Here is a 21,552-nt window from a genome sequence, read left to right as displayed (position 1 = left end):
AATGATTCGCTTTGAACACGTCAGCAAGGCCTATCTCGGCGGGAGACAAGCGCTGCAGGGGGTAACATTTCACCTCCAGCCAGGCGAGATGGCATTCCTGACCGGCCATTCCGGCGCGGGGAAAAGTACCCTGCTCAAGCTGATCTGTGGGATCGAGCGGCCAAGTGCCGGGAAAATCTGGTTCAGCGGCCATGAAATTAGCCGTCTTAAGAACCGTGAAGTGCCGTTCCTGCGTCGTCAGATTGGCATGATTTTCCAGGATCACCACCTGCTGATGGATCGCACTGTTTTCGATAACGTCGCGATCCCGCTGATTATTGCCGGCGCCAGTTACGATGATATCCGCCGACGCGTTTCGGCGGCGCTGGATAAGGTCGGGCTGCTGGACAAAGCGAAGAATTTCCCGATCCAGCTCTCCGGCGGTGAGCAGCAGCGCGTGGGCATCGCCCGTGCGGTGGTGAACAAGCCTGCCGTCTTGCTGGCGGATGAACCGACCGGTAACCTGGACGATGCCCTCTCTGAAGGGATCCTGCGTCTGTTTGAGGAATTTAACCGCGTGGGGGTCACGGTACTGATGGCGACGCACGACATGGGGCTTATCTCACGCCGTTCGTACCGCATGCTGACCCTGAGCGACGGGCATTTGCACGGAGGCCACGGTGAATAAGCGTGATGCAATGAACCAGATTCGGCAGTTCAGCAACCGGTTTGACCGTTTCCGCAAGCCTCAGGGCGGCGGGGACGGCAATCGCCATGCGCCTAAGCGTGCCAAAGCGACACCGAAACCGAACTCCCGTAAAACCAACGTCTTCAACGAACAGGTGCGCTACGCCTTCCAGGGCGCGTTGCAGGATCTAAAAAGCAAACCGCTGGCGACGTTCCTGACGGTAATGGTGATTGCCATCTCCCTGACGCTGCCGAGCGTCTGCTACATGGTTTACAAAAACGTGAACCAGGCGGCGTCCCAGTACTATCCGTCGCCGCAGATTACCGTTTATCTGGATAAAGCCCTCGACGATAACGCGGCGGCTCAGGTAGTGGGGCAGATTCAGGCCGAGCAAGGCGTGGAGAAGGTGAACTATCTTTCCCGCGATGAAGCGCTGGGCGAATTCCGCAACTGGTCCGGGTTCGGCGGCGCGCTGGATATGCTGGAAGAGAACCCGCTGCCCGCCGTGGCGGTGGTGATCCCGAAGCTCGATTTCCAGGGCACCGATTCGCTCAACACCCTGCGCGACCGCATTACCCGCATCAATGGGATTGATGAAGTGCGCATGGACGACAGCTGGTTTGCCCGTCTTGCCGCCCTGACCGGGCTGGTGGGGCGCGTATCGGCGATGATCGGCGTGCTGATGGTGGCGGCGGTGTTCCTCGTCATCGGTAACAGCGTGCGCCTGAGCATCTTCGCCCGTCGCGATACCATCAACGTGCAGAAACTGATTGGCGCAACGGATGGTTTCATCCTCCGCCCGTTCCTCTACGGCGGCGCGTTATTAGGTTTTTCTGGTGCATTTCTTTCATTGATTTTGTCAGAAATTTTGGTGATGCGGCTGTCGTCTGCCGTCACTGAGGTGGCGCAGGTTTTCGGAACGAAGTTTGATATCAGTGGCTTAGGGTTCGATGAGTGCCTGCTGTTGCTGCTGGTCTGCTCCATGATCGGCTGGGTGGCGGCATGGCTGGCAACGGTTCAACATTTACGCCACTTTACTCCCGACTAATAAAAGCGTGATATAATCTTTCCCTGCACCGAGATGTTCGCTTGCAGGGAAAGCGTCCCTGTTGTCTCTTCCCCTGTAATCATCTTCATGTCACATTTTGTGCGTAATTTATTCACTGTTGCACCTGGAACTTGTGGATAAAATCACTGTCTGATAAAAGAGTGAATGCTAATCTCGTTGCTCAAACGCTTTGGCATGGTTGTTGCCTGACGGGGACAACCTGGACCAGAAGAAACATTGAGAGGAATGAATGACCAAAGAAATGCAAACTTTAGCTTTAGCCCCTGTTGGTAACCTGGAATCTTACATCCGGGCTGCGAACACCTGGCCGATGTTAACGGCTGAGGAAGAAAAGGAGCTTGCTGAAAAGCTGCATTACCAGGGCGATCTGGAAGCAGCTAAAACGCTGATCCTGTCTCACCTGCGCTTTGTTGTTCACGTTGCTCGTAATTATGCGGGCTACGGCCTGCCGCAGGCGGACCTGATTCAGGAAGGTAACATTGGCCTGATGAAGGCGGTACGTCGCTTCAACCCGGAAGTGGGTGTGCGACTCGTCTCCTTCGCCGTGCACTGGATCAAAGCGGAAATTCACGAATACGTCCTGCGTAACTGGCGTATTGTGAAAGTCGCCACGACGAAAGCGCAGCGCAAACTGTTCTTCAACCTGCGTAAAACCAAGCAGCGTCTGGGCTGGTTCAATCAGGATGAAGTGGAAATGGTGGCGCGCGAGCTGGGCGTTTCCAGCAAAGACGTCCGCGAGATGGAATCCCGGATGGCCGCGCAGGACATGACGTTTGATATGTCTGCCGACGACGATGCCTCCGACAGCCAGCCGATGGCCCCGGTCCTGTATCTGCAGGATAAAACCTCTAACTTTGCTGACGGCATTGAAGAGGATAACTGGGAAGACCAGGCGGCAAACAAGCTGACCTTCGCGATGGAAGGCCTCGACGAGCGTAGCCAGGATATCATCCGTGCCCGCTGGCTGGACGAAGATAACAAGTCCACGTTGCAGGAACTGGCCGACCGCTACGGCGTCTCCGCTGAACGTGTGCGTCAGCTTGAGAAGAACGCCATGAAAAAACTTCGCGCCGCTATCGAAGCGTAATTCCCTCGAAGTACACCGAGAACCCCTGGATGAGAGTCTGGGGGTTTTGTTTTTTTAGCGCCCGCTCTGGCGAATTTCTTCCCCCTGGCAAACACTTACTGATGCGCTAAGCAGGCGACTTTCAGAGGGTGACAGGGTGAAAAATAACGAACTGAACGACCGGCGTTTACAGGCGACGCCGCGCGGTATCGGCGTCATGTGTAACTTCTATGCCGATAAAGCCGAAAACGCCACGGTGTGGGATGTAGAAGGTAACGAGTATATTGATTTTGCCGCCGGGATCGCCGTGCTGAATACCGGGCATCGCCATCCTAAAGTTATCGCCGCCATCGAAAAACAGCTTCATGCCTTTACCCATACCGCTTACCAGATCGTCCCCTATGAAGGTTATGTGGCGCTTGCCGAGCGCATCAACCAGCGCGTACCCATAGAGGGGCCAGCCAAAACCGCCTTCTTCTCAACCGGTGCAGAAGCGGTCGAAAACGCGGTGAAAATTGCCCGCGCGTACACCAGACGTCCCGGCCTTATCACCTTCGGCGGCGCGTTCCACGGCCGTACCTTTATGACCATGGCGCTGACCGGCAAAGTGGCGCCCTATAAGCTCGGCTTCGGCCCGTTCCCCGGCTCGGTGTACCACGCGCAATTCCCCAACAACCTGCACGGCGTCAGTACCGCCGAAGCGTTAAAAAGCCTGGAGCGCATCTTCAAAGCCGATATCGCGCCCGATCAGGTGGCGGCAATCATTATTGAACCGGTTCAGGGCGAGGGCGGGTTCAACGTCGCACCCGCTGATTTTATGCAGGCGCTGCGTGCCCTGTGCGATACCCACGGGATTTTACTGATTGCCGACGAAGTGCAAACCGGCTTCGCCCGTACCGGCAAGCTATTCTCCATGGAAAACCACTGCGTGAAGCCCGATCTGATCACCATGGCGAAAAGCCTGGCGGGCGGAATGCCGCTCTCTGCCGTCTCTGGCCGGGCAGAGGTGATGGACGCGCCCGCTCCGGGCGGACTGGGCGGCACCTACGCGGGTAACCCGCTGGCGATTGCGGCGGCCCATGCGGTGCTGGACGTGATTGACGAGGAAGATCTCTGCACGCGCGCGTCTCATCTCGGCCATCATCTTGTCGAGGTGCTGAATAAAGCGAAGGATGGCTGTCCCTGGATCGCCGATATCCGTGGGCAGGGCTCGATGGTGGCGGTGGAATTTACCGATCCGCAAACCGGACAGCCGTCGCCGGAATTTACCCGTCAGGTTCAGGAACGCGCGTTGAACGAAGGGCTGCTGCTTTTGAGTTGCGGCGTCTACGGCAACGTTATCCGCTTCCTCTACCCGCTCACCATCCCCGAAGCGCAGTTCCGTAAAGCGCTGGATATTATTTCCGCCTCGCTGACACGATAAAGCCAAAAGCCCGGCTGAAATGAAGGTCGGGCTTATCATATTTTCATTTCAAATTAGCTATTCCAAAATCATAAAAATGGGGTATGTTTTAGCAGAGTATGCTGAAAAAGCGCGAACAGCACGCCTATAATTGAAATAAAGCGCTACACAACAACATCACAACAATCGTTATAACCATAATAATGGGGAATCTCAGGATGAACATGAAGGGTAAAGCGTTACTGGCAGGATGTATCGCGTTGGCATTCAGCACTATGGCGCAGGCCGATATTAAAGTGGCCGTGGTGGGCGCGATGTCCGGTCCGGTAGCACAGTACGGCGACCAGGAATTTACGGGCGCGGAACAGGCGGTTGCAGACATTAATGCTAAGGGCGGCATCAAGGGCGAAAAGCTGCAAATCGTAAAATATGACGATGCCTGTGACCCGAAACAGGCGGTCGCGGTGGCGAACAAAGTGGTAAATGACGGGATCAAATACGTTATCGGTCACCTGTGCTCCTCTTCCACCCAGCCCGCGTCTGACATCTACGAAGACGAAGGCATTCTGATGATCACGCCGGCTGCGACGGCACCAGAGCTGACCGCGCGCGGCTATAAGCTGATCCTGCGTACCACCGGTCTGGACTCCGATCAGGGGCCAACCGCCGCGAAATACATCGTGGAAAAAGTGAAGCCGCAGCGCATCGCGATTGTTCATGACAAACAGCAGTACGGCGAAGGCCTGGCCCGTGCGGTGCAGGATAACCTGAAAAAAGCGAACGCCAACGTGGTGTTCTTTGACGGTATCACCGCCGGTGAGAAAGACTTCTCGACTCTGGTAGCGCGTCTGAAGAAAGAGAATATCGATTTCGTTTATTACGGCGGCTACCACCCGGAAATGGGGCAGATCCTGCGTCAGGCGCGTGCGGCGGGTCTGAAGACACAGTTCATGGGGCCAGAAGGCGTGGCGAACGTTTCCCTGTCTAACATCGCGGGTGAGTCTGCTGAAGGGCTGCTGGTGACCAAACCGAAAAACTACGACCAGGTGCCTGCGAACAAACCTGTTGTAGATGCCATCAAGGCGAAGAAACAGGATCCAAGCGGTGCGTTCGTCTGGACCACTTACGCAGCGTTGCAGTCTCTGCAAGCGGGCCTGAACCAGTCAGCCGATCCGGCGGAGATTGCCACCTGGCTGAAAGCGAACTCGGTGGAAACCGTGATGGGGCCGCTGTCCTGGGATGAGAAGGGCGACCTGAAGGGCTTCGAGTTCGGCGTGTTTGACTGGCATGCCAACGGCACGGCGACAGACGCCAAATAAAAGCAAAAAGGCAACATAAGTTGCCTTTTTTAATGTTTTCTCCCTCTCCCCGTGGGAGAGGGCCGGGGTGAGGGCATCAGGCCGCAGAGCCCCGCTTTTGCCCGGTGGCGCTTCGCTTACCGGGCCTACAATCAGCCTGGGAAAATGCGGCAGATAATGCGGCAGACAATGTAGGCCGGGTAAGGCGCAGCCGCCACCCGGCTTTCTTTTAGCGCTTCTCCCACCCGTTCGCCTGCGCCGTAAACCCTAACGCCTGCATAAACGCCGCCATTACGCCGCGATCCTCCACGCCCACGTCGGCCATCCACCAGGAGGTCACGCTCGGGTTTTCGCGGATCACCTCTTCAATCAAATACTGCCCGACCCCGCGACGACGGGTCACGTCGCGCACGCGCAGGGAGTCCAGCGCCCCTTCCGTGCCGCTCAGCGTTACGCGGACGGCGGCCAGCAGGCGCTCGTTAAAGCGCGCGGCATAGATGCGGTGGTTCTCATCGACGGCCAGCGATGAAGAAGAATATTCCGGCCAGATCTTGCCCAGGTCGATATGATCCTGGTCGCTAAAGGTCACCAGACGCACGATAGTCAGTTTCATTAGCTGCTTGTCCAAATCAAAAAGAGTACGGCCAGTGTACTCAATTTAATTGCTCAGGCACTTTCTCTTTTTCTTCCCATTTACCAGGTGATTAGTTTTTTGGCAACGCGATGGGCAGTTTGAAAACACATGGATCGAAAAATAAGCAGAATTTTAACCTGAATGGTAGTGATTTATTCGGCGCTTTGTACCGTTATTTTATGCTGCAAACTGCGCTTTTATTTGTTTATCTCCGTCTGATTTCAGAATATTATCTTTGCTTAATCGCCTGAAAAATAGAGATATTAGTCTGGTTTTTGTTAAAAACCTGCGCTAAACCATTAAAGGCACTGGTAAAAATAGCGTTGTTCATTAAAAGTACAGAATGCTTTTTAACCATAATAAAACAAAATATAAACATCACTTCACGAATGGGGATTCTGAGATGAAAAGGAACGCGAAGACGTTAATCGCGGGGATGGTCGCACTGTCGATCTCGCATGCCGCTATGGCAGACGACATTAAAGTTGCGGTAGTGGGTGCGATGTCCGGCCCCGTTGCCCAGTGGGGCGATATGGAGTTCAACGGCGCGCGTCAGGCCATCAAAGATATCAATGCTAAAGGCGGCATCAAAGGCGACAAGCTGGTGGGCGTGGAGTATGACGACGCCTGCGATCCAAAACAGGCCGTCGCGGTCGCCAACAAAATCGTTAACGACGGTATCCAGTACGTCATCGGGCACCTGTGTTCCTCCTCCACGCAGCCTGCGTCTGATATCTACGAAGACGAAGGCATCCTGATGATCACCCCGGGCGCCACCAACCCGGAACTGACCCAGCGCGGTTACCAGCACATTATGCGTACCGCCGGTCTGGACTCCTCGCAGGGGCCAACCGCCGCCAAATACATCCTCGAAACCGTTAAGCCACAGCGCATTGCCATCATTCATGACAAACAGCAGTACGGTGAAGGCCTGGCGCGCTCCGTACAGGACGGCCTGAAAAAAGGCGGGGCGAATATCGTCTTCTTCGACGGCATTACCGCCGGTGAGAAAGACTTCTCCGCGCTGATCGCCCGCCTGCAAAAAGAGAATATCGACTTCGTTTACTACGGCGGCTACTACCCGGAAATGGGGCAGATGTTGCGCCAGGCGCGCGCCACCGGTCTGAAAACCCAGTTTATGGGGCCTGAGGGCGTCGGTAATGCCTCCCTGTCGAACATCGCGGGCGATTCTGCCGAAGGCATGCTGGTGACGATGCCAAAACGCTATGACCAGGATCCGGCGAATAAAGCTATCGTGGATGCGCTCAAGGCACAGAAGAAAGATCCGAGTGGCCCATACGTCTGGATCACCTACGCGGCCGTGCAGTCGCTGGCCACGGCCATGGATCGCACCGGCAGCAAAGAGCCGCTGGATCTGGTGAAAGATTTAAAAGCACACGGGGCGAACACCGTGATTGGGCCGCTGAACTGGGATGAGAAAGGCGATCTGAAGGGATTTGAATTTGGTGTCTTTAAGTGGCACGCCGACGGTTCGTCCTCGGTCGCCAGATAATAATCCCACCGCCCGGACCGCCGGGCGGGTATAAAAAGGTTTGCATATGTCCGAGCAGTTTCTCTACTTTTTGCAGCAGATGTTTAACGGCGTCACGCTGGGAAGCACCTACGCGCTGATCGCCATCGGCTACACGATGGTTTACGGCATTATCGGCATGATCAACTTCGCCCACGGCGAGGTGTACATGATCGGTAGCTACGTCTCCTTTATGATCATCGCCGCGTTGATGATGATGGGCATCGACAGCAGCTGGTTGCTGGTGGCCGCCGGGTTTGTCGGCGCGATTGTGATTGCCAGCGCCTACGGCTGGAGCATCGAACGGGTGGCCTACCGGCCGGTGCGCAGCTCCAAGCGCCTTATTGCGCTGATCTCCGCCATCGGTATGTCCATCTTCCTGCAAAACTACGTCAGCCTGACAGAAGGTTCGCGTGACGTGGCGCTGCCAAGCCTGTTTAACGGCCAGTGGATTGTGGGGGCCAGCGAAAACTTCTCCGCCTCTGTCACCACCATGCAGCTGGTTATCTGGATTGTGACCTTCCTGGCGATGCTGGCCCTGACCGTTTTCATCCGCTACTCCCGCATGGGACGCGCCTGCCGCGCCTGCGCGGAAGACCTGAAGATGGCGAGCTTGCTCGGGATCAACACCGACCGCGTGATTGCTCTGACCTTCGTGATCGGTGCAGCGATGGCGGCGGTGGCGGGCGTGTTGCTCGGCCAGTTCTACGGCGTAATCAACCCGTACATCGGCTTTATGGCCGGGATGAAAGCCTTCACCGCCGCGGTACTGGGCGGTATCGGCAGCATTCCGGGCGCGATGATTGGCGGCCTGATTTTGGGCGTGGCCGAAGCGCTCTCCTCGGCGTACCTGAGCACCGAATATAAAGATGTGGTGTCGTTTGCCCTGCTGATTCTGGTTCTGCTGGTGATGCCTACCGGTATTCTGGGCCGTCCGGAGGTAGAGAAAGTATGAAACCGATGCATTTTGCGATGGCGCTGCTTTCTGCCGCCATGTTCTTCGTCCTGGCGGGCGTCTTTATGGGCGTTCAGTTAGGGCTGGACGGCACGAAGCTGGTGGTGGATACCGCCCCCGATATCCGCTGGCAGTGGGTGTTTATCGGTACTGGCGTGGTGTTCCTGTTCCAGCTGCTGCGTCCGCTGTTCCAGAAGACGCTGAAGAACGTCTCCGGGCCGAAATTCGTCCTTCCGGCGATCGACGGTACAACCGTAAAGCAGAAGCTGTTCCTTGTGGCGCTGCTGGTGGCTGCCGTGGCGTGGCCGTTTATGGTATCGCGCGGGACGGTGGATATTGCCACCCTGACCATGATCTACGTGATTCTGGGGCTGGGTCTGAACGTGGTGGTGGGGCTGTCTGGCCTGCTGGTGCTGGGCTACGGCGGGTTCTACGCCATCGGCGCGTACACCTTCGCGCTGCTGAACCATTATTACGGCCTCGGTTTCTGGACCTGTTTGCCGCTGGCGGGGCTGGTCTCTGCCGCCGCGGGCTTCCTGCTCGGCTTCCCGGTGCTGCGCCTGCGCGGTGACTACCTGGCGATTGTGACCTTAGGCTTCGGCGAAATCGTCCGTATCCTGCTGCTCAACAATACCGAAGTGACCGGCGGTCCGAACGGCATCAGCCAGATCCCGAAACCGACCTTCTTCGGCCTGGAGTTCAGCCGTACCGCCCGCGAAGGCGGCTGGGATACCTTCAGCAACTTCTTTGGCATCAAATACGACCCGTCCGACCGCGTGATCTGGCTCTACCTGGTGGCGCTGCTGCTGGTGGTGATTACCCTGTTTGTGATCAACCGTCTGCTGCGCATGCCGCTGGGCCGCGCATGGGAAGCGCTGCGTGAGGATGAGATCGCCTGCCGTTCCCTGGGCCTGAATCCGACCCGTATCAAGCTGACCGCGTTTACCATCAGCGCCGCGTTTGCCGGTTTCGCCGGAACGCTGTTTGCCGCGCGTCAGGGCTTCGTCAGTCCGGAATCGTTCACCTTTGCCGAATCGGCCTTCGTGCTGGCGATTGTGGTGCTCGGCGGGATGGGTTCCCAGTTCGCCGTGATCCTCGCGGCCATCCTGCTGGTGGTCTCGCGCGAGCTGATGCGCGACTTTAACGAATACAGCATGCTGATGCTGGGTGGCTTGATGGTGCTGATGATGATCTGGCGTCCGCAGGGCCTGCTGCCGATGACGCGTCCACAGCTGAAGCTTAAGAGCGCGGAAGCGAAAGGAGAGCAGGCATGAGTCAGCCATTATTATCCGTTAACGGTCTGATGATGCGTTTTGGTGGCCTGCTGGCGGTCAACAACGTGAATCTGGATCTGCATAAGAAAGAGATTGTCTCCCTGATTGGCCCGAACGGCGCAGGGAAAACCACAGTATTCAACTGCCTGACCGGTTTTTACAAGCCGACAGGTGGCACCATCATGCTGCGCGACCAGCACCTCGAAGGGCTGCCGGGCCAGCAGATTGCCCGCATGGGCGTGGTGCGTACCTTCCAGCACGTGCGTCTGTTCCGGGAGATGACGGTGATTGAGAACCTGCTGGTGGCGCAACATCAGCAGCTCAAAACCGGCCTCTTTTCCGGCCTGCTGAAAACCCCGGCCTTCCGCCGCGCGCAGGAGGAGGCGCTCGATCGCGCCGCCACCTGGCTCGACCGTATCGGCCTGCTCCAGCACGCCAACCGTCAGGCGAGCAACCTCGCCTACGGTGACCAGCGTCGCCTTGAGATCGTGCGCTGCATGGTGACCCAGCCGGAGATCCTGATGCTCGACGAACCGGCGGCGGGCCTTAACCCGAAAGAGACCAAAGAGCTGGACGAGCTGATTGCCGAGCTTCGCGATCATCACGACACCACCATCCTGCTGATTGAGCACGACATGAAGCTGGTGATGGGCATTTCGGACCGTATCTACGTGGTAAACCAGGGCACGCCGCTGGCAAACGGCACGCCGGAAGAGATCCGCAGCAACCCGGACGTGATCCGCGCATACCTTGGTGAGGCATAAGATGGAAAAAGCGATGTTAACGTTCGACAAGGTCAATGCGCACTACGGTAAGATCCAGGCGCTGCACGACGTCAGCCTGCACATCAATCAGGGCGAGATCGTCACCCTGATTGGTGCCAACGGCGCGGGGAAAACCACGCTGCTCGGCACCCTGTGCGGCGATCCGCGCGCCACCAGCGGGCGGATTGTGTTTGACGGCAAAGATATTACCGACTGGCAGACGGCTAAGATCATGCGTGAAGCGGTAGCGATCGTCCCGGAAGGGCGTCGCGTGTTCTCGCGCATGACGGTCGAAGAGAACCTGGCGATGGGCGGTTTCTTCGCCCACCGGGATGAATACCAGACCCGCATCAAATGGGTATACGAACTCTTCCCGCGCCTGTGGGAGCGGCGAATTCAGCGCGCGGGCACCATGTCCGGCGGGGAGCAACAGATGCTGGCGATTGGCCGCGCGCTGATGAGCCAGCCGCGTCTGCTGCTGCTGGATGAACCGTCGCTCGGGCTGGCGCCTATCATCATTCAGCAGATTTTCGACACCATCGAGCAGCTGCGCAAAGAGGGGATGACCATCTTCCTCGTCGAGCAGAACGCCAACCAGGCGCTGAAGCTCGCTGACCGTGGCTACGTGCTGGAGAACGGCCGCGTGGTGCTCTCCGATACCGGCGATGCGCTGCTGGCGAACGAAGCGGTGCGGAGCGCGTATTTGGGCGGCTAAGCCGTCTGTATCGCCCGGTGGCGCTGCGCTTACCGGGCCTACGGATACCATGTAGGCCGGGTAAGGCGAAGCCGCCACCCGGCTTTTTTTCATATTAACCCCTTCACACAACCATCATCCCTCTGACGCCTGGCTGTCACCTATCTGTAAACAAACAGTTATTTTTCTGTCATTCGAGCATGTCATGTTACCTCGCGAGCACAAAACGCGTGATATCGCGCATCCGGCATAATAAGAGAGATGACAATGACATCGTTACGACACACAGCTTTGGGTCTGGCAATCGGTCTGGCTTTTGCGACGAACGCAATGGCTGTGACCACCATTCCGTTCTGGCATTCTATGGAAGGGGAGTTGGGTAAAGAGGTTGACTCCCTGGCGCAACGTTTCAACGACACCCACCCGGATTACAAAATTGTGCCGGTGTACAAAGGCAACTACGAGCAGAGCCTGAGCGCGGGCATCGCCGCCTTCCGTACCGGCAATGCGCCAGCCCTGTTACAGGTTTATGAGGTCGGCACCGCGACCATGATGGCCTCCAAAGCCATCAAGCCGGTCTATGAAGTGTTCAAAGACGCGGGCATCAACTTTGACGAATCCCAGTTCGTGCCGACCGTCTCCGGTTACTACACCGATTCCAAAACCGGCCACCTGCTGTCCCAACCATTTAACAGCTCCACGCCAGTGCTGTACTACAACAAAGATGCCTTCAAAAAAGCCGGTTTAGATCCGGAACAGCCGCCAAAAACCTGGCAGGATCTGGCGGAGTACACCGCGAAGCTGAAAGCGGCGGGGATGAAGTGCGGCTACGCCAGCGGCTGGCAGGGCTGGATCCAGATTGAAAACTTCAGCGCCTGGCACGGCCTGCCGGTTGCCACCAAAAACAACGGCTTCGATGGCACCGACGCGGTTCTGGAATTTAACAAGCCGGAGCAGGTGAAGCACATCGCGCTGCTGGCCGATCTGAACAAGAAGGGCGACTTCAGCTATTTCGGGCGCAAAGACGAATCCACCGAGAAGTTCTACAACGGTGACTGCGCCATTACTACCGCGTCTTCCGGTTCGCTGGCGGACATCCGTCACTACGCCAAATTCAACTACGGCGTGGGCATGATGCCGTACGACGCTGATGTAAAAGGCGCGCCGCAGAACGCCATCATCGGCGGGGCGAGCCTGTGGGTGATGCAGGGTAAAGACAACGGCACCTACAAAGGCGTGGCCGAGTTCCTCGACTTCCTGGCGAAGCCGGAAAACGCCGCCGAGTGGCACCAGAAGACCGGCTACCTGCCGATCACCAAAGCCGCGTACGACCTGACCCGGGAGCAGGGCTTCTACAGCAAGAACCCGGGCGCGGACATCGCGACGCGTCAGATGCTGAACAAGCCGCCGTTGCCGTTCACCAAAGGCCTGCGTCTGGGCAACATGCCACAGATCCGCACCATCGTTGATGAAGAGCTGGAAAGCGTCTGGACCGGGAAGAAAACGCCTCAGCAGGCGCTGGATTCAGCGGTAGAGCGCGGCAACCAACTGTTACGCCGCTTTGAGCAGTCGACGAAATCGTAATTAAAACCTTACCCCTCACCCTAACCCTCTCCCCATAGGGGAGAGGGGACTGCACGGAGCCGTCTTTTCTCCCTCGCCCCTATGGGGAGAGGGCCGGGGTGAGGGGCGAAAACCTACTTGAGCTAACCTATGTCATCATCCCGTCCGGTGTTCCGTTCCCGCTGGCTGCCGTACCTGCTGGTCGCGCCGCAGCTGGTCATCACCGTTATCTTCTTTATCTGGCCTGCGGGCGAAGCGCTGTGGTACTCGGTACAAAGCGTCGATCCGTTCGGGCTTTCCAGCCAGTTTGTCGGGCTGGACAACTTTACCGCGCTGTTCCATGACAGCTACTACCTGGACTCCTTCTGGACGACGATCAAATTCAGCGCGCTGGTCACCGTCAGCGGTCTTGTCGCGTCGCTGTTCTTCGCCGCGCTGGTGGATTACGTAGTGCGCGGCAGCCGTCTGTATCAGACCCTGATGCTGCTGCCTTACGCTGTGGCTCCCGCCGTGGCTGCCGTGCTGTGGATCTTCCTGTTTAACCCGGGGCGCGGGCTGATTACCCACTTCCTGGGCGAGTTTGGCTATGACTGGAACCACGCCCAGAACAGCGGTCAGGCCATGTTCCTGGTGGTGTTCGCCTCGGTGTGGAAGCAGATCAGCTATAACTTCCTGTTTTTCTTCGCCGCGCTACAGTCTATCCCGCGTTCGCTGGTGGAGGCCGCCGCGATTGACGGCGCAGGGCCAGTGCGCCGCTTCTTCCGGCTGTCGCTGCCGCTGATCGCCCCGGTGAGTTTCTTCCTGCTGGTGGTAAACCTGGTGTACGCCTTCTTCGACACCTTCCCGGTGATCGACGCCGCCACTGCGGGCGGTCCGGTACAGGCGACGACCACGCTGATTTATAAAATTTACCGCGAAGGCTTTGCCGGGCTTGATCTCTCTGCCTCTGCCGCCCAGTCCGTGGTGCTGATGTTCCTCGTCATCATCCTCACGGTGGTGCAGTTCCGCTATGTCGAAAGTAAGGTGCGCTACCAATGATTGAGAACCGTCGCGGGCTGACGATTTTCAGCCATACCCTGCTGATCCTGGGCATCCTCGTCATCCTGTTTCCACTGTACGTGGCCTTCGTCGCCGCCACGCTGGACACCAAAGCGGTGTTCGACACGCCGATGACGCTCGTCCCCGGCGGGCATCTTTTCGAGAACATGAAAACTATCTGGACCCAGGGCGTGGGGGCCAACAGCGCGCCGTTCTGGCTGATGATGCTCAACAGTTTCATCATGGCGTTCGGCATCACCGTCGGCAAAATCACGGTGTCGATGCTTTCGGCCTTCGCCATCGTCTGGTTCCGCTTTCCGCTGCGTAACCTGTTTTTCTGGATGATTTTTATCACTCTGATGCTGCCGGTGGAGGTGCGTATCTTCCCGACGGTGGAGGTGATCGCCAACCTGAAGATGCTCGACAGCTACGCGGGCTTAACCCTGCCGCTGATGGCTTCGGCGACCGCCACCTTCCTGTTCCGCCAGTTCTTTATGACCCTGCCGGATGAGCTGATTGAAGCCGCGCGTATTGACGGCGCCTCGCCGATGCGCTTCTTCCGCGACATCGTGCTGCCGCTGTCGAAAACCAACCTTGCGGCGCTGTTTGTGATCACCTTTATCTACGGCTGGAACCAGTACCTGTGGCCGCTGCTGATCGTTCAGGACGTCAACCTCGGCACCGCCGTGGCAGGCATCAAAGGCATGATCGCCACCGGCGAAGGCACCACCCTCTGGAACCAGGTAATGGCGGCGATGCTGCTCACCCTTATCCCCCCGGTCGTTATCGTTTTAGCCATGCAGCGTGCGTTTGTGCGTGGTTTAGTGGACAGTGAGAAATAAGATGGCAGGTTTAAAATTACAGGCAGTAACCAAAAGCTGGGACGGCAAAACCCAGGTCATTCAGCCGCTGACGCTCGACGTGGCGGACGGGGAATTTATCGTCATGGTCGGTCCGTCCGGCTGTGGGAAATCCACGCTGCTGCGCATGGTGGCGGGGCTGGAACGCGTGACGTCCGGGGATATCTGGATTGACCGCCAGCGCGTTACCGAGATGGAACCCAAAGATCGCGGCATCGCGATGGTGTTCCAGAACTACGCCCTCTATCCGCACATGAGCGTGGAAGAGAACATGGCCTGGGGGCTGAAAATTCGCGGCATGGGCAAAGGCCATATCGAGGAGCGCGTGAAAGAAGCCGCGCGCATTCTGGAGCTTGACGGCCTGCTCAAGCGTCGCCCGCGTGAGCTTTCCGGCGGCCAGCGTCAGCGCGTGGCGATGGGGCGCGCCATCGTGCGCGATCCGGCGGTCTTTCTGTTCGACGAACCGCTGTCAAACCTCGACGCCAAGCTGCGCGTGCAGATGCGCCTTGAGCTACAGCAGCTACATCGCCGCCTGAAAACCACGTCCCTCTACGTGACCCACGATCAGGTAGAGGCCATGACTCTCGCCCAGCGCGTGATGGTGATGAACAAAGGCATCGCCGAGCAGATTGGCACCCCGGTGGAAGTCTACGAAAAACCGGCCAGCCGTTTTGTGGCGAGCTTTATCGGCAGCCCGGCGATGAACCTGCTGGACGGGCGGATCAATGCTGCAGGAACCCATTTTGAGCTGGAAAGCGGGATGGCGTTGCCGATCAACTGGTACTATCGTGGCTACGCCGGGCGTAAGATGACGCTCGGTATCCGCCCGGAGCATATTGGTTTGACGTCTCAGGCGGACGGCGGCGTGCCGCTGGTGATGGACACGCTGGAGATGCTGGGCGCAGACAACCTGGCGCACGGACGCTGGGGCGAACAAAAGCTGGTGGTGCGCCTGCCGCATCAGGAGCGCCCGAAGGCAGGCAGCACGCTGTGGCTGCATATGCCGGAAAATCACCTGCACTTATTTGACGGTGAAACAGGACAACGAGTATGAGCAACTGGCCTTACCCCCACATTGTCGCCCACCGTGGCGGCGGTAAACTGGCGCCGGAAAACACCCTGGCGGCAATTGACGCTGGCGCGCGCTACGGCCACACGATGATCGAGTTCGATGCCAAGCTGTCGAAGGACGGCGAAATTTTCCTGCTGCATGACGACAACCTTGAACGCACCAGCAACGGCTGGGGCGTGGCGGGCGAACTGCCGTGGCGCGATCTGCTGAAGGTGGATGCCGGAAGCTGGTTCAGCGGGGAATTCAAAGGTGAACCGCTGCCGCTGCTGGCGGAAGTGGCGGACCGCTGCCGCCAGCACGGCATGATGGCTAACATCGAAATCAAACCGACCACCGGCACCGGGCCGCTGACGGGCAAAGTCATCGCGCTGGCCGCGAGTGAGCTGTGGGAAGGGATGACGGTACCGCTGCTGTCGTCGTTTGACATCGACGCGCTGGAAGCGGCACAGGCGGCCGTACCAGAGCTGCCGCGCGGGCTGCTGCTGGATGAGTGGCGAGAAGACTGGCGCGCGCTGACAGCCCGCTTAGGTTGCGTGTCGATCCACCTCAACCATAAGCTGCTGGATGAAGCGCGCGTGATGCTGTTAAAAGAGGCCGGTCTGCATATCCTGGTCTACACCGTCAACAAACCCCAGCGTGCGGCCGAGCTGCTGCGCTGGGGCGTGGACAGCATCTGTACCGATGCGATTGACCAGATCGGGCCGAACTTTATTTATTAAGCATACTGCCGTTCTGCTGGGTCGGCAGCATATGCTGCTGACCGCTGCTTTGCGACACCCCGCCCCCTAACATCCCACCGTTTGAGTTTGACAGCGGCTGCTCGCGCATCTGGCCCTGCTGCACGCGCTGGGTATTAGCGTTCATCTGGTTTTGCAGGTGCTGCTGCTGCACCTGGGTCTGCGTCTTTAACTGCTGATTAAGCATCCCTTTCTGCTGCTGTTGCTGGCTCATCATCTCCGTCTGCATACGCTGCTGGCTCGGAATGACATAGCCCTGCTGGTTCGGGTTGTTCAGCGTGTTTATCGGCTGTGCGAGCGCGGCGAACGGAAGCAACGCTATCAGGATCGGTAATCGTTTCATGGTTATCTCCTCCTTTGAGGCTTCTCTTAAGTTTATCCTGATTCCGACATAACGATGATTTTTTAAGAGTTGTGAACCAGGCTTAAGCGGGGAATATAGGCCCCTTCACCTGGAGAACAATAATGATGAAACCAACCTTTTTGCGCTGGGTCGCCATCGCTGCGCTGATGGCAGGCGGCACATTTACCGTGGCGGCCAACCCGCCCGCCGCTCCTCCGGTCTCTTACGGCGTGGAGGAGGATGTTTTTCATCCCGTGCGGGCGACGCACGGCATGGTGGCCTCGGTTGACGCGCTGGCAACTCAGGTGGGCGTCGATATTCTTAAACAGGGCGGTAACGCGGTGGATGCGGCGGTCGCGGTCGGGTACGCACTGGCGGTAACGCATCCACAGGCGGGGAACCTGGGCGGCGGCGGGTTTATGATGCTGCGCACGAAAGACGGTAAAACTACGGCCATCGACTTCCGTGAGATGGCGCCGAATCAGGCCTCCCGCGATATGTTCCTCGACGATCAGGGCAATCCGGACAGTAAAAAATCCCTGACCTCGCACCTTGCCTCCGGCACGCCGGGCACCGTTGCGGGGTTCTCGCTGGCGCTGGAAAAATACGGCACGCTGCCGCTGAATAAAGTGGTACAGCCTGCCATCAGGCTGGCGCGCGACGGCTTCGTCGTCAACGACGCGCTGGCAGACGACCTCAAAACCTACGGCAGCGAAGTTATTCCCAATCATGAAAACAGCAAGGCTATCTTCTGGAAAGACGGCGAGCCGCTGAAGAAGGGCGATAAGCTGGTGCAGAAGAACCTCGCAAAAAGTCTCGAACTGATTGCCGAAAACGGTCCGGACGCCTTCTATAAGGGGCCGATTGCCGATCAGATTGCCGATGAGATGCAGAAGAACGGCGGGCTGATCACCAAAGCGGATCTGGCGGAATATAAGGCGGTGGAGCGCGAGCCGATCAGCGGCACCTATCGCGGCTACGAGGTCTTCTCCATGCCGCCGCCGTCCTCCGGGGGCATTCACATTGTGCAGATCCTCAATATTCTGGAAAACTTCGATATGCACAAGTTCGGCTTCGGTAGTGCCGATGCCATGCAGGTGATGGCGGAGGCGGAAAAGCGCGCCTACGCGGACCGCTCGGAATATCTTGGCGATCCGGATTTCGTGAAGGTGCCGTGGCAGGCGCTGACTAACAAAGCCTATGCCAAATCGATTGCCGATGAGATCGACATCAACAAGGCTAAACCGTCCAGCGAGATCCGCCCGGGCAAGCTGGCGCCGTATGAAAGTAACCAGACCACCCACTTCTCGGTCGTGGACAAAGACGGAAACGCGGTGGCGGTGACATACACGCTCAACACCACCTTCGGCACCGGGATTGTGGCGGGCAACAGCGGTATTTTGCTGAACAACGAGATGGATGACTTCTCGGCCAAGCCGGGCGTGCCGAACGTCTACGGGCTGGTCGGCGGCGATGCAAATGCGGTCGGGCCGAAGAAGCGCCCGCTGTCGTCCATGTCGCCCACCATCGTGGTGAAAGACGGCAAAACCTGGCTGGTGACCGGCAGCCCGGGCGGGAGCCGGATTATCACCACCGTGCTGCAAATGGTAGTGAACAGCATCGACTTTGGGATGAACGTCGCCGAAGCGACCAATGCGCCGCGTTTCCATCACCAGTGGCTGCCGGACGAGTTGCGCGTGGAGAAGGGCTTTAGCCCGGATACCCTCAAGCTGCTTGAGCAGCGCGGGCAGAAGGTGGCGGTGAAGGAGGCGATGGGCAGCACCCAGAGCATTATGGTCGGGCCGGACGGGGCACTGTTTGGCGCGTCGGATCCGCGGTCGGTGGATGATTTAACGGCGGGGTATTGAGGGCTCCCCTCACCCTAACCCTCTCCCCATAGGGGAGAGGGGATTGCACGGTGCGGTCTTTTCTCCCTCGCCCCTTCCGGGAGAGGGTCGGGGTGAGGGGTTACTTCATACGCGCCATATAATACGCATCCACGTACTCGCCGTTGCGCAGGGCGTAGCGCCTGCCGGTGCCTTCAATCTCAAACCCGTGCTTTTTGTACACCGCGATTGCCGGTGCGTTATCGACAAACACCGTTAACTCGATGCGGTCGACGCGCAGCCAGTTATCGCACATATCAATCATGGTGCGTATCAGCGCGCTGGCGATGCCCCGGTTTTGCCACTGCGCACCCACACAAATTCCAAAATCGGCAACGTGGCTGCGGCGCGGACGCTGGGCTACGGCAATGCACAGATGCCCGGCGACGATATCATCAATACAGGCGACAAGCTGCTTGATACCGGGCTGATCGGTTAGCCGGTCATGCCACATCTGCTCTGAGGGATGAGGAACCTGTAGCGTGTTGTGGTACACCTCCGGCTGGGCGTGGATCTGACGAATGGCGTCGTAATCTTTCGGTTCAGCGTGGCGTATCACTATCTCACTCATTCCTTGTTCCTCAGTCAGTTAAAAGTCCCTTCCAACATCAGTGACTTTAAAAGTTGAGTCAATCGCTATTTTTTGCAAAAAATGTTGGACAAGTGCGAATGAGAATGATTATTATTGCTCTGCATTCAGGAAGACCTCCTACGGGAACCTGAAAGCACGACATTGCTCACATTGCTTCCAGTATTACTTTAGCCAGCTTCTCGCTGGCTTTTTTTTTGTTATGGTTAGACTCAGTAACCTTCCAAAAGGACTGAGCCATGACACTACATTGTGCATTTATTGGATTTGGCAAAAGCACCACGCGTTACCACCTTCCGTATGTTCTTAACCGAAAAGAGACCTGGCACGTGGCCCATATCTATCGCCGCCGCGCGAAGCCGGAAGAGCAGTCTCCGCAGTATTCCCATATTCATTTCACCAGCGATCTTGATGAAGTGTTAAATGATCCGCAGGTGAAGCTGGTGGTGGTCTGTACCCACGCCGACAGCCACTTTGACTACGCAAAACGCGCGCTGGAAGCAGGTAAAAACGTGCTGGTGGAAAAACCGTTCACCCCGACCATCGCCGAAGCGAAGGAACTCTTTGCGCTGGCGAAAAGCAAAGGGCTGACCGTCACGCCCTACCAGAACCGTCGCTTTGACAGCTGCTTCCTGACGGCGAAAAAGGCGATCGAAAGCGGCAAGCTTGGCGATATTGTGGAAATCGAAAGTCACTTCGATTACTACCGCCCGGTGTCGGAAACCAAACCCGGCCTGCCGCAGGACGGGTCGTTCTACGGTCTGGGCGTACACACCATGGACCAGATCATCTCCCTGTTTGGCCGCCCGGACCACGTGGCGTACGACATCCGCAGCCTGCGCAATAAGGCCAATCCGGACGATACCTTCGAAGCACAGCTGTTCTACGGCGACCTGAAAGCCATCGTCAAAACCAGTCATCTGGTGAAAATCGACTACCCGAAATTTATCGTTCACGGCAAGAAAGGCTCCTTTATCAAGTACGGCATCGACCAGCAGGAGACCAGCCTGAAGGCCAACATCATGCCGGGCGAACCGGGCTTTGCGGCAGATGATTCCGTGGGCGTGCTGGAGTACGTGAACGACGAGGGCCTGACGGTCAGGGAAGAGCTGAAGCCGGAAACGGGCGATTATGGACGCGTCTACGATGCGCTGTATGAAACCCTCTCCAGCGGCACGCCGAATTACGTCAAGGAATCTGACGTTCTGACGAACCTGGAAATCCTTGAACGGGCCTTCGAACAGGCTTCCCCTGCCACGGTAACCCTCGCCAGATAAGCAAAAATGGCTCCTCTGCGCTTGTTCTAAATTTTTGAACAGAGGAGTCAATTTTCACCCTCTATGATCCCTGAGCGTTTGCGTCCACACTTACTCCATCGAAACGAACTGAGGGTGAAAACAATGATCTACTTACGCAAAGCAAACGAACGTGGTCACGCGAATCATGGCTGGCTGGACTCATGGCATTCATTCTCGTTTGCCGACTACTACGACCCGAACTTCATGGGCTTCTCCGCGCTGCGCGTCATTAACGACGACGTGATTGATGCAGGCCAGGGCTTCGGTACCCACCCGCACAAGGACATGGAAATCCTGACCTATGTGCTGGAAGGGGCGGTTGAGCACCAGGACAGCATGGGCAATAAAGAGCAGGTTCCGGCGGGCGAGTTCCAGATTATGAGCGCGGGGACCGGGGTGCGTCACTCTGAGTACAACCCGAGCAAAACGGAAAAACTGCACCTGTATCAAATCTGGATCATTCCAGAAGAGACCGGCATCACGCCACGCTACGAACAGCGCCGCTTCGATGCGAAACAGGGTAAACAGCTGGTGCTCTCCCCGGATGCGCGTGAAGGTTCCCTGAAAGTGCATCAGGATATGGAGCTGTACCGCTGGGCGCTGGCGAAAGATGAACAGTCTGTGCACCAGATCGCCGCCAACCGCCGCGTGTGGATCCAGGTGGTGAAAGGCGAGGTGTCCATCAACGGCACCAATGCCACCACCGCCGATGGCCTGGCAGTCTGGGATGAGCAGGCGCTCTCCGTGCATGCCGACAGCGAAAGTGAAATTCTGCTGTTTGATCTGCCGCCGGTCTAAATAATTTCTCAACC

At 57.6% G+C, this 21,552-nt stretch carries 21 protein-coding genes; 18 read left to right on the top strand and 3 right to left on the bottom strand.

The genetic code is table 11. The features are described from left to right. Position 1 precedes the first annotated feature (1 nt). The 5 genes from ftsE to livJ all read left to right on the top strand — a co-directional run bounded on the left by ftsE (position 2) and on the right by livJ (position 5,523). Complete coding sequence (gene ftsE, locus ACQG0S_RS21010) at positions 2 to 667, top strand: cell division ATP-binding protein FtsE (protein WP_006812284.1); 666 nt, start codon at positions 2 to 4, stop codon at positions 665 to 667. Continuing rightward, positions 660 to 1,715 carry a permease-like cell division protein FtsX gene (ftsX, locus tag ACQG0S_RS21005; RefSeq protein WP_022649667.1) on the top strand — a complete coding sequence of 352 codons (1,056 nt, stop codon included), beginning with the start codon at positions 660 to 662 and terminating at the stop codon, positions 1,713 to 1,715. The genes ftsE and ftsX overlap by 8 nt, the downstream gene beginning before the upstream one ends. A gap of 250 nt (positions 1,716 to 1,965) precedes the next feature. Further along, positions 1,966 to 2,823, top strand: a complete 858-nt coding sequence (rpoH, locus tag ACQG0S_RS21000) for an RNA polymerase sigma factor RpoH (protein ID WP_000159624.1) — start codon at positions 1,966 to 1,968, stop codon at positions 2,821 to 2,823. 136 nt (positions 2,824 to 2,959) lie between these two features. Beyond that, positions 2,960 to 4,225, top strand: a complete 1,266-nt coding sequence (locus ACQG0S_RS20995; protein WP_032626831.1) for a 4-aminobutyrate--2-oxoglutarate transaminase — start codon at positions 2,960 to 2,962, stop codon at positions 4,223 to 4,225. Between the two features lie 197 nt (positions 4,226 to 4,422). Next, entirely contained in the window at positions 4,423 to 5,523 is a 1,101-nt protein-coding gene (gene livJ, locus ACQG0S_RS20990) for a branched chain amino acid ABC transporter substrate-binding protein LivJ (protein ID WP_015571474.1), read from the top strand. A 208-nt stretch (positions 5,524 to 5,731) separates the two neighbouring features. On the opposite strand, the gene panM is transcribed toward livJ, so the two are convergent. Beyond that, positions 5,732 to 6,115 carry an aspartate 1-decarboxylase autocleavage activator PanM gene (panM, locus tag ACQG0S_RS20985; RefSeq protein WP_022649664.1) on the bottom strand — a complete coding sequence of 128 codons (384 nt, stop codon included), beginning with the start codon at positions 6,113 to 6,115 and terminating at the stop codon, positions 5,732 to 5,734. A gap of 424 nt (positions 6,116 to 6,539) precedes the next feature. Between panM and livK the strand changes: the two genes are divergently transcribed. The 10 genes from livK (at position 6,540) to ugpQ (ending at position 16,606) form a co-directional block, all read left to right on the top strand. After that, positions 6,540 to 7,649 carry a high-affinity branched-chain amino acid ABC transporter substrate-binding protein LivK gene (livK, locus tag ACQG0S_RS20980; protein ID WP_023307130.1) on the top strand — a complete coding sequence of 370 codons (1,110 nt, stop codon included), beginning with the start codon at positions 6,540 to 6,542 and terminating at the stop codon, positions 7,647 to 7,649. Between the two features lie 46 nt (positions 7,650 to 7,695). Further along, positions 7,696 to 8,622, top strand: coding sequence for a high-affinity branched-chain amino acid ABC transporter permease LivH (gene livH / locus ACQG0S_RS20975; protein WP_022649662.1), 927 nt, complete (start codon positions 7,696 to 7,698; stop codon positions 8,620 to 8,622). Then, positions 8,619 to 9,896: a high-affinity branched-chain amino acid ABC transporter permease LivM gene (locus tag ACQG0S_RS20970; RefSeq protein ID WP_006812275.1), complete on the top strand. Its 1,278-nt coding sequence runs from the start codon at positions 8,619 to 8,621 to the stop codon at positions 9,894 to 9,896. The genes livH and ACQG0S_RS20970 overlap by 4 nt, the downstream gene beginning before the upstream one ends. Next, a complete protein-coding gene (gene livG, locus ACQG0S_RS20965) occupies positions 9,893 to 10,660 on the top strand; it encodes a high-affinity branched-chain amino acid ABC transporter ATP-binding protein LivG (RefSeq protein WP_022649661.1) in 768 nt (255 codons plus the stop codon). The genes ACQG0S_RS20970 and livG overlap by 4 nt, the downstream gene beginning before the upstream one ends. A gap of 1 nt (position 10,661) precedes the next feature. Further along, a complete protein-coding gene (gene livF, locus ACQG0S_RS20960) occupies positions 10,662 to 11,375 on the top strand; it encodes a high-affinity branched-chain amino acid ABC transporter ATP-binding protein LivF (protein ID WP_023298801.1) in 714 nt (237 codons plus the stop codon). Positions 11,376 to 11,621: 246 nt separating this feature from the next. After that, positions 11,622 to 12,938 carry a sn-glycerol-3-phosphate ABC transporter substrate-binding protein UgpB gene (gene ugpB, locus ACQG0S_RS20955; RefSeq protein ID WP_022649659.1) on the top strand — a complete coding sequence of 439 codons (1,317 nt, stop codon included), beginning with the start codon at positions 11,622 to 11,624 and terminating at the stop codon, positions 12,936 to 12,938. Between the two features lie 129 nt (positions 12,939 to 13,067). Next, complete coding sequence (gene ugpA, locus ACQG0S_RS20950) at positions 13,068 to 13,955, top strand: sn-glycerol-3-phosphate ABC transporter permease UgpA (RefSeq protein ID WP_003861551.1); 888 nt, start codon at positions 13,068 to 13,070, stop codon at positions 13,953 to 13,955. Continuing rightward, positions 13,952 to 14,797, top strand: coding sequence for a sn-glycerol-3-phosphate ABC transporter permease UgpE (ugpE, locus tag ACQG0S_RS20945; protein WP_023298800.1), 846 nt, complete (start codon positions 13,952 to 13,954; stop codon positions 14,795 to 14,797). The genes ugpA and ugpE overlap by 4 nt, the downstream gene beginning before the upstream one ends. A 1-nt stretch (position 14,798) precedes the next feature. Continuing rightward, entirely contained in the window at positions 14,799 to 15,869 is a 1,071-nt protein-coding gene (locus tag ACQG0S_RS20940) for a sn-glycerol-3-phosphate import ATP-binding protein UgpC (protein ID WP_022649656.1), read from the top strand. Next, the gene (gene ugpQ, locus ACQG0S_RS20935; protein ID WP_048966831.1) at positions 15,866 to 16,606 is read left to right on the top strand and encodes a glycerophosphodiester phosphodiesterase; all 741 of its coding nucleotides are present in this window, start codon (positions 15,866 to 15,868) and stop codon (positions 16,604 to 16,606) included. The genes ACQG0S_RS20940 and ugpQ overlap by 4 nt, the downstream gene beginning before the upstream one ends. Here the strand turns inward: ugpQ and ACQG0S_RS20930 are convergent. Next, positions 16,596 to 16,967 carry a DUF2756 family protein gene (locus ACQG0S_RS20930; RefSeq protein ID WP_023298798.1) on the bottom strand — a complete coding sequence of 124 codons (372 nt, stop codon included), beginning with the start codon at positions 16,965 to 16,967 and terminating at the stop codon, positions 16,596 to 16,598. The two genes, ugpQ and ACQG0S_RS20930, sit on opposite strands and share 11 nt — an antisense overlap. 122 nt (positions 16,968 to 17,089) lie before the next feature. Between ACQG0S_RS20930 and ggt the strand changes: the two genes are divergently transcribed. Then, positions 17,090 to 18,835, top strand: coding sequence for a gamma-glutamyltransferase (gene ggt / locus ACQG0S_RS20925; RefSeq protein ID WP_072201895.1), 1,746 nt, complete (start codon positions 17,090 to 17,092; stop codon positions 18,833 to 18,835). A 100-nt stretch (positions 18,836 to 18,935) separates the two neighbouring features. Here ggt and yhhY read toward each other — a convergent pair whose 3' ends face one another. After that, positions 18,936 to 19,424: an N-acetyltransferase gene (yhhY, locus tag ACQG0S_RS20920; RefSeq protein WP_038416861.1), complete on the bottom strand. Its 489-nt coding sequence runs from the start codon at positions 19,422 to 19,424 to the stop codon at positions 18,936 to 18,938. A 257-nt stretch (positions 19,425 to 19,681) separates the two neighbouring features. Between yhhY and ACQG0S_RS20915 the strand changes: the two genes are divergently transcribed. Continuing rightward, the gene (locus ACQG0S_RS20915) at positions 19,682 to 20,719 is read left to right on the top strand and encodes an oxidoreductase (protein WP_048966830.1); all 1,038 of its coding nucleotides are present in this window, start codon (positions 19,682 to 19,684) and stop codon (positions 20,717 to 20,719) included. A gap of 123 nt (positions 20,720 to 20,842) precedes the next feature. Continuing rightward, a complete protein-coding gene (locus ACQG0S_RS20910) occupies positions 20,843 to 21,538 on the top strand; it encodes a pirin family protein (protein ID WP_048966829.1) in 696 nt (231 codons plus the stop codon). The last annotated feature ends 14 nt before the right edge of the window (positions 21,539 to 21,552 follow it).

This window comes from Enterobacter cloacae complex sp. 418I7 (assembly GCF_050030705.1).
Taxonomy (GTDB): Bacteria; Pseudomonadota; Gammaproteobacteria; order Enterobacterales; family Enterobacteriaceae; genus Enterobacter; species Enterobacter intestinihominis.
The sequence above is the reverse complement of the archived record's forward strand: the minus strand, read 5'-3'. Positions and strand labels throughout refer to the sequence as shown.